The sequence below is a fragment of the Candidatus Moranella endobia PCIT genome (assembly GCF_000219175.1).
In the GTDB taxonomy this organism is placed as follows: Bacteria; Pseudomonadota; Gammaproteobacteria; order Enterobacterales; family Enterobacteriaceae; genus Moranella; species Moranella endobia.
The window spans coordinates 40,274-53,468 of record NC_015735.1; the positions used below are offsets into that span (position 1 = coordinate 40,274).

Annotated in this window: 12 protein-coding genes and 4 tRNA genes; 11 read left to right on the forward strand and 5 right to left on the reverse strand. The window is 40.1% G+C overall.

Features of this window, described 5'->3' with window-relative positions; genetic code table 11:
- Window positions 1–47: 47 nt before the first annotated feature.
- Complete coding sequence (gene grxD, locus MEPCIT_RS00175) at window positions 48–374, forward strand: Grx4 family monothiol glutaredoxin (protein ID WP_013975451.1); 327 nt, start codon at window positions 48–50, stop codon at window positions 372–374.
- Window positions 375–522: 148 nt separating this feature from the next.
- On the opposite strand, the gene rnt is transcribed toward grxD, so the two are convergent.
- Complete coding sequence (rnt, locus tag MEPCIT_RS00180; protein ID WP_013975452.1) at window positions 523–1,176, reverse strand: ribonuclease T; 654 nt, start codon at window positions 1,174–1,176, stop codon at window positions 523–525.
- 403 nt (window positions 1,177–1,579) lie between these two features.
- Window positions 1,580–2,368, reverse strand: a complete 789-nt coding sequence (fabI, locus tag MEPCIT_RS00185; RefSeq protein ID WP_013975453.1) for an enoyl-ACP reductase FabI — start codon at window positions 2,366–2,368, stop codon at window positions 1,580–1,582.
- Between the two features lie 330 nt (window positions 2,369–2,698).
- Here fabI and ppa point away from each other — a divergent pair, with 330 nt between their 5' ends.
- Together ppa and ybaL are read left to right on the forward strand one after the other, a co-directional pair.
- Complete coding sequence (ppa, locus tag MEPCIT_RS00190) at window positions 2,699–3,232, forward strand: inorganic diphosphatase (protein ID WP_013975454.1); 534 nt, start codon at window positions 2,699–2,701, stop codon at window positions 3,230–3,232.
- A gap of 451 nt (window positions 3,233–3,683) precedes the next feature.
- A complete protein-coding gene (gene ybaL, locus MEPCIT_RS00195; protein WP_013975455.1) occupies window positions 3,684–5,348 on the forward strand; it encodes a YbaL family putative K(+) efflux transporter in 1,665 nt (554 codons plus the stop codon).
- A gap of 436 nt (window positions 5,349–5,784) precedes the next feature.
- On the opposite strand, the gene dapA is transcribed toward ybaL, so the two are convergent.
- A complete protein-coding gene (gene dapA / locus MEPCIT_RS00200; protein ID WP_013975456.1) occupies window positions 5,785–6,663 on the reverse strand; it encodes a 4-hydroxy-tetrahydrodipicolinate synthase in 879 nt (292 codons plus the stop codon).
- Between the two features lie 760 nt (window positions 6,664–7,423).
- On the opposite strand from dapA, the gene trxA reads away from it, so the two are divergent.
- From trxA to MEPCIT_RS00230, 6 genes are all read left to right on the forward strand, one after another.
- Complete coding sequence (gene trxA, locus MEPCIT_RS00205) at window positions 7,424–7,747, forward strand: thioredoxin TrxA (RefSeq protein ID WP_013975457.1); 324 nt, start codon at window positions 7,424–7,426, stop codon at window positions 7,745–7,747.
- Window positions 7,748–8,149: 402 nt separating this feature from the next.
- Window positions 8,150–9,409 carry a transcription termination factor Rho gene (gene rho, locus MEPCIT_RS00210; RefSeq protein ID WP_013975458.1) on the forward strand — a complete coding sequence of 420 codons (1,260 nt, stop codon included), beginning with the start codon at window positions 8,150–8,152 and terminating at the stop codon, window positions 9,407–9,409.
- Between the two features lie 332 nt (window positions 9,410–9,741).
- Window positions 9,742–9,815 (forward strand) — tRNA-Arg (locus tag MEPCIT_RS00215).
- A gap of 67 nt (window positions 9,816–9,882) precedes the next feature.
- A tRNA-His gene (locus MEPCIT_RS00220) sits at window positions 9,883–9,958 on the forward strand.
- 3 nt (window positions 9,959–9,961) lie between these two features.
- Window positions 9,962–10,048: transfer RNA gene (locus MEPCIT_RS00225), tRNA-Leu, on the forward strand.
- 67 nt (window positions 10,049–10,115) lie between these two features.
- A tRNA-Pro gene (locus MEPCIT_RS00230) sits at window positions 10,116–10,192 on the forward strand.
- 68 nt (window positions 10,193–10,260) lie between these two features.
- On the opposite strand, the gene lpoB is transcribed toward MEPCIT_RS00230, so the two are convergent.
- Window positions 10,261–10,842, reverse strand: coding sequence for a penicillin-binding protein activator LpoB (gene lpoB, locus MEPCIT_RS00235; protein ID WP_013975459.1), 582 nt, complete (start codon window positions 10,840–10,842; stop codon window positions 10,261–10,263).
- A 91-nt stretch (window positions 10,843–10,933) separates the two neighbouring features.
- Complete coding sequence (gene hinT, locus MEPCIT_RS00240) at window positions 10,934–11,287, reverse strand: purine nucleoside phosphoramidase (protein WP_013975460.1); 354 nt, start codon at window positions 11,285–11,287, stop codon at window positions 10,934–10,936.
- Between the two features lie 164 nt (window positions 11,288–11,451).
- On the opposite strand from hinT, the gene gap reads away from it, so the two are divergent.
- On the forward strand, window positions 11,452–12,456 hold the full coding sequence (gene gap, locus MEPCIT_RS00245; protein ID WP_013975461.1) for a type I glyceraldehyde-3-phosphate dehydrogenase: 1,005 nt from the start codon (window positions 11,452–11,454) through the stop codon (window positions 12,454–12,456).
- A gap of 432 nt (window positions 12,457–12,888) precedes the next feature.
- A complete protein-coding gene (cspE, locus tag MEPCIT_RS00250; RefSeq protein ID WP_013975462.1) occupies window positions 12,889–13,107 on the forward strand; it encodes a transcription antiterminator/RNA stability regulator CspE in 219 nt (72 codons plus the stop codon).
- The last annotated feature ends 88 nt before the right edge of the window (window positions 13,108–13,195 follow it).

The window sequence follows — 13,195 nt, forward strand, 5'->3', positions numbered from 1 at the left end:
GGTCTACTAAAGAGCTAGCCACCGTTTTAAAAACAAGGAAGTAGCAGATGACCACAACGTTAGAAAAAATTCAGCAACAGATAGCGGCACATCCAATTTTATTGTACATGAAAGGATCACCAAAATTTCCCGGATGTGGTTTTTCAGCCCAGGCAGCACAGGCGTTATCTGCCTGCAGCGCAAGTTTTACCTATGTTGATGTATTAACTAACCCAGATATCCGTGCTGAATTACCAAAAATTGCTAATTGGCCAACTTTTCCACAACTGTGGGTGAATGGTGAACTGATAGGTGGGTGTGATATTGTCCTCGACATGTATCAGCGCGGCGAATTACAGTCACTAATTAAACAAACATCAATTAGCATGCATTAATTATTAGTTAGACTTATCAACCAGCATTTAACTGATAAAAAAATCAAACCGTTAATGTGAAACAAACCTTTTACCAAGAAAATAACAACATATTAGCGTGGTATATTTTACAACTTTACATTAGGGTCAGTAAGTTATGTCTTATAAATTACCCGTAGCTGATATCTGATATAACGATTGGCCAACCGCCTAGGCGTTTCCATCGATTCACTAATTCACAAAACAGCGTCGTAGTGCGTTCGGTATCGTACAGTGCCGAATGCGCTTTACCGCTATCAAAAGCAATGCCGGCAGCACAACAGGCTTTAGCTAACACGGTTTGTCCGAATACTAGTCCGCTTAGTGCCGCAGTATCAAAAGTCGCAAAGGGATGGAAAGGGTTACATTTAAGACCAGTGCGCCCGGTGGCGGCCATTAAAAAACTGTGATCAAATGCAGCATTGTGCGCCACAATAATGGCGCGATTACAATCCTGATCTTTTATGCCCTGACGTACCATTTTAAAAATTTCATGCAAGGCTTCATGTTCGGTTACCGCATCACGCAAGGGGTTATGCGGATCAATGCCGTTAAAAGCAAGCGCTTCTGGCTGAAGTAGTGCACCGGGAAAGGGAACTACGTTAAAATGCATAGTATGCTCTGCTTGCAGCCATCCCTCTTCGTCCATTTTTAGTGTCACAGCTGCAATTTCAAGCAAGGCATCGGTTCCAGCGTTAAATCCAGCGGTTTCAACATCAATGACAACGGGATAAAAGCCCCGAAAGCGGGCACGAAGGGTGTTCAAATAGTCTATTTTAGCCATGCCGGTTGTTATGTTTAGCAAATCCAGCAGTAATTATGCCAAATGTTAGTGAATCTTGCATAGCAATTCTGCCAGCTGGGTTTGGAGAACGAGCTTTATGCATGATGCTACCACAGAAATATAGGTATAAATGTTGAAAAATTACTTATTCGGTAACTGATTGGCATTCTAAGCAAATATCCCTACATTAACCTAATAGGATAGTCACGGATAGCAAGGATGGGTTTAAGCCAGCAACGTAAGTAACGGTTTTTAACCTTAGTAACTGTTTGCTGGCGCTGCTAGATGCGCTGTTCAGCAAGATTGTTTGGTTACATTAACCCCAACTATCCCTAACTATCATAGGAATAACGATAATAAAAAATTTGTATAAATTAGTTTAGTCACGATAAACAGCCATTGCTCAATCAAAAGCAATATCGTTCATCGTAGCAATATTAAAACCGTTGTCCACATGTATTACCTCGCCAGTAATGCCAGCAGATAAATCAGAGCATAAAAAGGCGGCAGTATTACCAACATCAGTAATGGTTACTACACGACGTAGTGGTGCCACCGACTCATAGTGGTGCAACATCTTTTTGAACTGTTTAATACCAGATGCAGCTAAAGTACGGATAGGACCAGCAGAAATGGCATTAACCCGGACACCTTGTGGTCCCATAGCGTTAGCCATGTAACGGGTATTAGCCTCTAAAGAGGCCTTAGCTAGGCCCATGACGTTATAATTAGGAATAGCACGTTCGGCACCAAGGTAAGTAAGCGTCAGCAATGCTGAATTAGAATTCAGCATACACCTACTGCTTTTAGCCATTGCAACAAAACTATATGCGCTGATATTGTGCGTGATAGTGAACCCTTCACGGGTTACTGTGTTTACATAATCGCCGTTCAATTGATTAACAGGCGAATAAGCAATAGCATGTACAAAGCCGCTAAAGGTTGGCCAAACTTTAGCCAAGTGTTTAAATAGTGCTTTGATATTAGCATCTGTCGTCACATCGCATGGCAATACAATATTGGAATTAAAATCGGCGGCGAACCCTTCAACTCTTGATTTAAATTTATCACACTGATACGTGAATGCTAGCTCTGCACCTTGAAGGTGCAGAGCCTGAGCAATACCATAGGCAATTGAACGATTATTAGCAACACCAGTCACTAGAATACGCTTACCAACAAGAAAACCCATAACATTCATCCTGAATAAATTAATAATATAATTATTAATTAAGATTGTTTACTACAAATAAATTTAGCAACGTTGTTTATAAACCTGTTGAATTGTAGCCTTATTTCGCTATAATAATGCAGACTTAAGTCTTGTCTTAGTGCCGGCGAAAGATACAAGTAATAGCAAGTTACCGTTGCCAGCCATACGTTCGTTTGGTTTGCACTGTATTTTATAGCTATATTTTACATAATATACTTCAAAAAAAACAAGCAAACAAGCAGTAGTGTAGATATTCTCGGGGTGCAAATAGGACACAGGCATCTAATAACATCGACGCAGGGGCATAAAATGAATTTGAATCAGGTATCGGCAGGAGAAAATATTCCAGAAGATATTTATGTCGTTATTGAAATTGCAGCTAACAATTACCCTATCAAATACGAAGTTGATAAGAAAAGTGGCGTCTTGTTTGTCAATCGTTTCATGTCAACTGTCATGTTCTATCCATGTAACTACGGTTACATAAACCATACTCTATCACTAGATGGCGATCCTTTGGACGTGCTAGTACCAACGCCATATCCTCTGCATCCAGGCTCAGTAGTACGCTGTCGCCCAGTGGGTATATTAAAAATGACCGATGAATCTGGCGAAGACGCAAAACTGGTAGCGGTACCACATGCAAAACTCTTACCCGAATCTAACCACATTAAAGACATCGAAGATATATCACCACTACTACGTGCGCAAATCACCCATTTTTTTGAACATTATAAAGATCTAGAATCAGGTAGTAAATGGGTGAAAGTTGATAGTTGGGATAATGCAGAAGCTGCAAAAGCCGAAATCATCGCCTCAATTAAGCGTGCTAACAATAAATAAACTAAACCCAATCATTCCATTCTCACACGTCTGGGATGGGAAGCTTCCACCAGCTAGCGTATTAAAACATCATTGATCACTAACGTGATTGCCTAACTAAAATTACCCTGAGTTAAAATCTTCTAAGTAAGCAACTTGTGCAAAAAAAATTGCTGATGTGTCAGTTAAACTTTTAAGAATTTTTCTTTAAAAAAACACTATCGTTACCATCAACCAGGTTTAACTATAAACTATAACATGTGATTTTATTTAAGCCAGTTACAGCTACCAGTATGTTTAATTTTAAACGGCAAATTTACAACACATAGCATATAGTAACAATAACAACGATTCTTCACAACTACGTGACCGTATTTCCTTTAATGTAATTAAATTAGTTATTCAATTATATGGAAAAAATGTTCACTACTAGACAAGTTAACCTACACTGAATGTGTAACATGGAGTAATGATGCATCATGCTACGCCGCTCATCAATACTATTGTCGTTGGTCTCGTATTAGCATATGTGCTAGGGATAGGAGCCAATCGATTACGCATCTCTCCTTTAGTGGGATATTTGACTGCCGGCGTTCTAGTCGGTCCATTTACCCCTGGTTTTGTTGCCGATACCTCGTTAGCAACTGAGCTAGCAGAACTAGGAGTGATACTGCTGATGTTCGGTGTTGGGTTACATTTCTCATTAAAAGATTTAATGGCGGTGAAAAACATTGCCATTCCGGGTGCAACCGCACAAATTGCCGTAGCAACACTGCTGGGTATGACATTTTCATTTTTCATGGGATGGACATTGCTAAATGGACTAGTATTTGGCTTGTGCCTATCCACCGCCAGCACCGTAGTTTTACTACGCACACTAGAAGAACGGCAGCTGATTAAGAGCCACCGTGGACAAATAGCGATCGGCTGGTTGATCGTAGAAGATTTAATCATGGTGATGACACTGGTGCTATTACCCGCTCTATGCAAGATTCTTGGTGCTAATGATAACTACTATAATGCTGCTATTTGGCACGAACTAGCATTGACTATCAGCAAAGTAGTTGCATTTATCACTCTTATGATCGTAGTAGGACGGCGGCTAGTGCCATGGGTGCTGGCGAAAAGCGCTAGCACTGGCTCCCGTGAATTGTTCACGCTCGCAGTACTGGCGTTAGCAATGGGTATTGCTTTTGGTGCAGTAGAATTTTTCGGTGTATCATTTGCCCTAGGCGCATTTTTCGCTGGAGTAGTTTTGAATGAATCAGAACTCAGTCATCGTGCCGCTCATGATACGTTACCATTGAGAGATGCCTTTGCAGTATTGTTTTTTGTGTCAGTTGGGATGCTGTTCGACCCCACTATTCTGCTACGCGAGCCGTTAGCTGTATTGGCAACATTGTCAATTATTGTACTAGGTAAATCGGCAGCTGCCTTTGTGCTGGTTAAGCTATTCGGCTTATCATTGCGCACATCTTTGACTATAGCTGTAAGCCTGGCCCAAATTGGTGAATTCGCGTTTATTTTGTCTGGTTTAGGTATAGTGCTCAAGATACTTTCTGAACAGGGGCGCCATTTAGTACTGGCGGGCGCGATTATGTCAATAATGATCAATCCGCTGATATTTGCTATATTGGAGCACTATCTTATGATCTACTTTAATGAAAGCGACACTATAGAACTGCAGCAGAAGGTAAATACCCATTTACCTAAGTCGATCAGCCAACATGCACTACTAGTAGGCTATGGCCGAGTAGGTAGCATAATTGGTACCAAGTTGCTACATGCGAACGTGCCAATGGTAGTAGTGGAACATAACAGTGCCCGCGTTAATGCATTGCGTGAACAGGGGATTAATGTAGTGTTAGGTAATGCCGCCAGCGCTGATATCATGGCGCTGGCGCGGCTAAATACCGCCCGCTGGCTTTTAGTCACTGTTCCAAATGGTTTTGAGGCAGGAGAAATTGTTGTGCTTGCACGCGAACAAGATCCAGATTTAAAGATTATTGTCCAAGCGTACTACGACGATGAAGTCAACTACATCACTGAACGTGGTGCAACACAGGTGGTGATAGGAGAGCGTGAAATAGCCAACAGCATGATTTCTATTATACAACGGGAAATGGAACTTCAGTAAACGCTATGGAAACCAAACTATTCGTTCTAAAGTAGTGCAACACTGGTAAACATAACCAGTATTTTTAAAAGTTACCTAGTGTTGTACATAGATATATTGAATAGGTTCCAAACAAGTAGCACTGCTGCGGTATACAGTAGATAGAACCAAAAAATCCTGCCTGCCGCCGTACACAGCCAACGTTTGCATAAATATGGCGCTAAATCAATGATTGCTGTGGGAGTTCCAGTTAAGCATTGTTATGAATAAATATCGTTGCATACCATTCATATAAGCTAAGCACAGCCAAACGAAGTTGTATGAAGGGATGAAGTTGTGTCAAGCTGATTGGTATTTAAGCTATACAGTTCTGTTTATAGACATCGCACTTAATTTTGACATCATTATATACTTATAATTAAATATCGTTACTGTTTACACTTGTCTGATCAAAAGATTACAACAAACAAGCATCTGTTAACGCCTGTCTTACCAATTGTCTACCAACCTTGGTTAGGGGTGTCATCGGCAGGCGCATAGTGTCAGTAGCAATTAATCCCAATGTTTTACAAGCCCATTTAACTGGTATAGGACTAGGTTCACAGAACAATGTTTGATGCAGCGTTATCAAGCGCTTATTTAAGCTTCGCGCCTCTAAGTAATGGCCATCAGCTGCCAGAGAACATAGCTGTGCCATTTCTTTTGCCGCCACGTTCGCTGTTACGGAAATTACACCTTGACCACCCAGGCGCATAAAATCCAATGCACTTGTGTCATCGCCACTTAGTAGTAGGAAATTGTTATTGACTAAAGCTTGGATCTGGCTCACTCGGCTTAAGTTCCCAGTTGCTTCCTTAATACCAATAATATTTTTTATTTCTGCCAGGCGGGCGACAGTTGATGGTAGCATATCACAGCCAGTTCTCGCTGGAACATTGTACAGAATCTGTGGCAAATCGCTGCTTTCAGCAATAGCTTTAAAGTGCTGGTATAATCCTGTCTGACTCGGTCTGTTATAATAAGGTATGACACTAAGGCATCCTACAACGTCGCTATTATTGAAGCAGCTAGTCAACGATACAGCCTCGTAGGTAGAGTTAGCACCCGTTCCAGCAATGACGGGAATACGTCCATCACTGAGCTCAAGGGTCCACATCACCATATCGTGGTGTTCTGTGTTGCTTAGGGTAGACGTTTCACCAGTAGTTCCTACAGCAACAATTGCTTTGGTACCACTAATAACATGATACTCGATTAAGTTTTTCAGACTGACTCGGTCGATGGCGCCCTTTTCATCCATCGGAGTAACAAGTGCAACTATGCTTCCAGTAAACATTGATTATCCCTCCACCAAGAGTTTATACAAAGTAAGTTTGGTAAACTATCTAAAATTAAGCAAAATTTTTGATGAAATAATGGACTTATTAGTATCATTATTTATTCGCTAGTTTTAGCGAATAAGCTAGTCTTATTATGTTATGGTGGAATGCAAACTTTAATCTAGGCTTTTCGGCTGCTAGATTTTAATGGGTATAATTTACTTATTGGTATTAGTATATTATGCCACATGATCATACAATATAAAAATTATGCAAGATAAAAAAACTACTACTGCCAGAGCCTAGACAGGCTCAGTTAGCTAGTATAAGATCATAAATTAGTTTACCCCCCCTCCATTTTTTCCAGGATTGGGTAAGCTAGTTTTTTAAGAAAAACAGTTCATAACGATCATCGTCTGATGTAAAAATATTATTTTGTTTGCCTATTGTTAGGCATAATTGACCTAGATATAATCTTTCTATTATTTTAACTGAGTTAGTGTAACAATAAATAATTTAATTGTGCTGCCATTACTCATTAAACATATTGCCATTGCAATAAACAAGCATTAGTAATAATCATTGGTGTACACTTGTAAAATCAATGTCATTAATCGCTTAAACAACGAACTGGATGATATTTTATGCATAATATAATAAAAGTGTAAAACTGCAGCTATTACATTATGCCGATTGATTCAGTTATTACTGATGTTTTTAACAGTAAACAATGCTAATCTATTGAGGAAAATATAAAAGTATGGAGGAAAAGAAAATATGAAAGATAAAATAATTATTTTGAATGATGACAGCTTTGATCATTACGTACAAGCACAGGGTTTGTGTTTAGTGGATTTTTGGGCCGAATGGTGTGGTCCTTGTAAGAACATGGCGCCTATTATAGCAGAAGTTGCTGATGAATTAGATGGTAAACTGACTATTGCTAAATTGAACATCGACGAGAATCATACAACTGCACATAAGTATAGTATCCGCAGTATTCCAGCCCTGTTGCTATTTCGTAATGGTGAAGTTATAGCTACTAAAATTGGCATAATATCCAAAGGACAGTTAAAAGATTTCATAAACGAAAATCTTTAGGCTGGGAGAGATTACTATAGGCGCTAGCGTTTATAAACATTTCTCATATGATCCGCTAGATGCCAATAAATAACCATGGTAAATCAAGCTTGCAGCATTATTAATTATTATCTACCCTATAGTTTTTAAATATGAGCTGTATTTTATTTAACAAAATCTTGTCGAAAGAAAGCACAAATCATGACTAACTAGTAGGACTGCCAGCCAGCAGAATATTAATTCATAGATTGAAGGCACATTAAATCCATCTTTTTATGCATTCTACTGATTATCTACTGATAGAAAGTAATTTAATGATATTTTAAAAGACACATATACAGGCAAGGTAAAAGCTGCCATACCATCCACAAAATCAGTACAATAACATTATATATATTACCCCAAGTTTAAGAACCCACCATTATGAACCTTACCGAATTAAAAAATACGCCAGTTTCAGAACTAGTTACTATTGGCGATAATATAGGACTGGAAAACCTGGCCCGCCTGCGTAAACAAGACATCATCTTTACCATCCTTAAGCAGCATGCCAAGAGTGGTGAAGATATCTTCGGCGATGGTGTACTGGAAATTTTGCAGGACGGATTCGGCTTTCTTCGCTCTAGCGACAGTTCATACCTTGCAGGTCCAGATGATATTTACGTTTCTCCTAGCCAAATTCGCCGTTTTAACCTGCGTACCGGGGACACAATTTCCGGCAAGATTCGTCCACCGAAAGATGGAGAACGCTACTTTGCACTACTAAAAGTTAACAAAGTAAACTACGAAAAACCGGAAAATGCCCGTAACAAAATTCTGTTTGAAAACCTAACACCACTGCACACCAATTCGCGCTTATGCATGGAGCGTGGTAATGGCTCGACTGAAGATCTAACTACGCGCGTTCTTGATCTAGCATCACCTATTGGCCGCGGTCAGCGAGGCCTGATTGTAGCGCCACCGAAAGCTGGTAAAACAATTCTACTACAAAATATAGCTCAAAGTATCGCTTATAATTATTCCGACTGCGTGTTAATGGTACTGCTGATTGATGAGCGTCCGGAAGAAGTGACAGAGATGCAGCGTCTGGTGAACGGTGAAGTCATAGCGTCTACATTTGATGAGCCAGCTTCTCGTCACGTACAGGTAGCAGAGATGGTTATAGAAAAAGCAAAGCGTCTGGTTGAGCATAAAAAAGACGTTATGATATTGTTAGATTCAATTACCCGGCTCGCGCGCGCCTACAACACCGTTGTACCAGCTTCAGGCAAGGTATTAACCGGTGGTGTCGACGCCAACGCCCTGCATCGTCCGAAGCGTTTCTTTGGTGCTGCGCGTAATATGGAAGAAGGCGGTAGTCTGACTATTATTGCAACTGCTCTTATCGATACTGGCTCGAAGATGGACGAAGTGATTTACGAAGAATTTAAAGGAACAGGTAACATGGAATTACATTTATCACGGAAAATAGCTGAGAAACGAGTTTTTCCAGCAATCGATTACAACCGCTCTGGTACTCGTAAGGAAGAATTACTAACAACCAAGGAAGAGCTACAGAAAATGTGGATACTACGTAAAATTATTCATCCAATGAGTGAAATTGATGCGATGGAATTTCTGATTAACAAGTTGGTTATGACCAAAACCAATGAGGAATTTTTCGATATGATGAAATGTTCGTAAGTTACAACAATCTAATCTTTCCATGTAAAACCGTAATATTGTTCATGTCTGTCTAATGTTAGGATAAACAATTATCTTAAATAGACGCTAGACTATCTATACTGGGTTGTGTCTGTTTGGTTAATTTTAATGTTATGCTTAAGATTATATCATCTTATATCTTGGTGTTATGGTACATTCTAGTCATGGCGCTGTCGATGATTTTAAGTAGAAGCTGCCTCAGGATAGATAAATGTGTAATTGTGCAAATAGTAAGCAAAATAGTTTTTTTTGAAAAATTAATAGACAACTAGTCAGTAAAGCAGTACAATTTTATTCTGCAGCGCTGCTGTACGCCCGTAGCTCAGCTGGATAGAGCGCTGCCCTCCGGAGGCAGAAGTCTCAGGTTCGAATCCTGTCGGGCGTATCAAAACTGTTAATTGCACGGAGCACGGATCAGTTGTAAGTTCGTGCTGTTAAGGCAGTGATTATTGGTGATTGTAGCTCAGTTGGTAGAGCCCTGGATTGTGATTCCAGTTGTCGTGGGTTCAAGTCCCATCAGTCACCCCATTTGCGAAGGTGGCGGAATTGGTAGACGCGCTAGCTTCAGGTGTTAGTGTCTTACCGGACGTGAGGGTTCAAATCCCTCTCTTCGCACCATCTATCTGCTAGCTACTACTGACTGTTAGTATTAACTTACACACTGTTGGGGGGTAGCGTATCCACTCGGCGAGTAGCGCAGCTTGGTAGCGCAACTGGTTTGGGACCAGTGGGTCAGAGGTTCAAATCCTCTCTCGCCGACCAAATCCTTAACTTAACTAGCCAGCTGTTTTATGTCTAGTTAGTTAGTACGAAGAACACAACACTTAATTTTAACTATAACTATTATGAGTAACGTTACGACCGGACCAAATAATTTCCCCGGTTGGCACCTCTATTAGTTGAAGATCTAGTGTTGGTTCCTTAACATTACCACTTGCAGCGCTATATAGTACATAATGGGCGTTTAGATAACGCGCTATCCCAGCGGCTTTACTGCGAGAATCAAAACTGTCATCCGAGGACAGTCCCAACATCTTGCGCACAGCATTTAGTTTTTCAGCACAAACAATCTGAAATTTTTTACCGCAGTTCTGCGCAATTAGGCTGGTAAGAGTAGCAGTAGCTAGACCGGTTTGTACGCTGCCATTAGTGACATTTTTCATATTATTTATCATGATAACACTGCCGTAGTTTATCCCTTCTACTAACAACATTTGCTGTACTATGGGCAACATGCTCGCTTGCCAGTCAATCGTTTTAATCTTTGGCGTGGTAACCTGATTGTTAGTTACCGCCGGTGGCAGCTGTATTAACAGTTGAGTCGCTGGATCTATATTTGCCTGTGGCATATTTGGATATCTGTTAGTGCAGCTAGTCAATACTAGTGCTGCGATTAAGACGATCTTGTTCATTTTATACTCGACATGGAGAATGTATTGAAACAATAGAATAGAAGATAAGAACGTATGTTGCCTATGAATTACTATTCAATGTATTACTGTATCACGATACCAGCGGGCCAAGCGGCCTACCGCCCAAAAGATGCATGTGCAAATGATACACTTCCTGGCCACCATGGTGGTTGCAATTAATAATTAGCCGGTAGCCATTCTCATCAATACCTTCTTGTTTTGCAATTTTCGCCGCAACGGTAAAAAACCTTCCTACCGCTGCCTCTGAGGCAGCGGTAACATCATTGACAGTGGGAATCAGCAGGTTAGTCACGATAAGTATATGTATAGGCGCTTTGGGGCGAATATCGCGAAAAGCAGTAACTAAATCGTCCTGATAAAGAATATCAGCAAAAATTTCTCGCCGAATAATTTTACAAAAAATGGTTTCTTCAGCCTCAGCCATAGCAGTGATCCTGGTTGCAAAAGTTATTTAAAAAAATAAGTATAATTATTGAGTTTGAATAACATAAAGTTACTTTGTGATAGCAATAATGTGATATAAATCACTTATTGTAAGTAACGAAAGATGATTATGAATGAATCATTCAATATCTGGTGGAATAATATATGACTATTAGAGTCGGTATCAACGGTTTTGGCCGTATAGGCCGTACTGTTTTCCGTGCGGCACAGGAACGTAACAACATTGAAATAGTGGCTATAAACGATTTGTTGGATGCTAATTATCTTGCATATATGTTGAAGTACGACTCGACACATGGTCGTTTCAACGGCACCATTGACGTAGATAGCGACCATCTGGTCGTAAACGGAAAAATCATTCGTTGTACCGCTGAGCAATATCCTGCTAATTTGCAGTGGGATGCAGTTGGAGTTGAAGTGGTCGCAGAAGCAACTGGTCTGTTCCTAACAGATGACACAGCTCGAAAACACATTACTGCTGGCGCCAAAAAAGTAGTGCTGACCGGACCATCTAAGGATCATACACCGATGTTCGTTATGGGAGTTAACCACACATCATATAATGGCCAGGATATTGTTTCTAATGCGTCCTGTACTACCAACTGCTTGGCTCCGCTGGCAAAAGTTGTAAACAACAATTTTGGTATCGTGGAAGCTCTGATGACTACGGTACACGCTATTACAGCCAATCAGAAAACTGTTGACGGGCTGTCTCATAAAGATTGGCGCGGCGGAAGAGGTGCGTATCAGAACATTATCCCGTCAGCGACTGGAGCAGCAAAAGCAGTAGGTAAAGTTATACCTGAGTTAAATGGTAAACTAACTGGTATGTCTTTCCGCGTCCCAACACCTAACGTTTCTATCGTCGACCTGACAGCGCGTCTGGAAAATCCTGCTTCGTATGCAGATATCTGTGCTACCATCAAGCAAGCAACGATCGGTGAGCTAAAAGGTGTGATGGGTTATACCGATGAATACGTGGTTTCAACCGATTTTAACGGCGAAAAATTAACCTCTATCTTCGACGCCAAAGCAGGTATTTCATTGAACAATAAATTTGTCAAATTGGTTGCTTGGTACGATAACGAAACTGGCTATTCTAATAAATTGTTGGATCTTATTTCCTATATAACCAATAATTCAGCTTAGTTATTAGTAAAGTAGTTAACTAACATTAATACTAATCTAGTCAAGCCGGCCATTCCCATAGCAGGGGAATGGCTTTTCGGTGTACTTTGGTTGGTGGTGCATATTTATAGCCAATATTTTTACGTCAGCATGCCATGCAAATCGTTAATTACTAACGACAGAAGGAACCTGCCAATCTATAAAACCTAAAATCTATAATAGGTTGCCTTGATCTGAAGAGGTAATATTACATACATACTACTAAGAGTAGTCTTTTCTTCATCAGAAGGCTTGCACCTATGGTATTAATATGCTTTAATATTACTGTTGGTCTAGTCTGGTACAGATCTTCTTAAGATAAGTAAAACATAATTTATTTAACACATATTAAAAATAATATGTGTCCATAGCGACACCTAATATTCCTAATGCAATACAAGGAAGTATAAACAAATGTCTCACACTAACAAAGTTACTGGATTAGTCAAATGGTTTGATGCTGGTAAAGGTTTTGGTTTCATCACCCCTACTGACGGCAGCAGGGATGTATTTGTGCATTTTTCTGCCATCCAAAGCAATAATTTTAAAACTTTGGACGAAGGCCAGCGCGTAGAATTTACCATTGAGCAGGGTCAAAAAGGACCTTCTGCGGCTAATGTAGTTGCCCTGTAAGTAATACGATCAACAAAATTTTGTTGATAAATTGTTCATAATTTATTCTTTTCTTGCCAACGTCTTTAAACATGTCGCTGCGGTATAA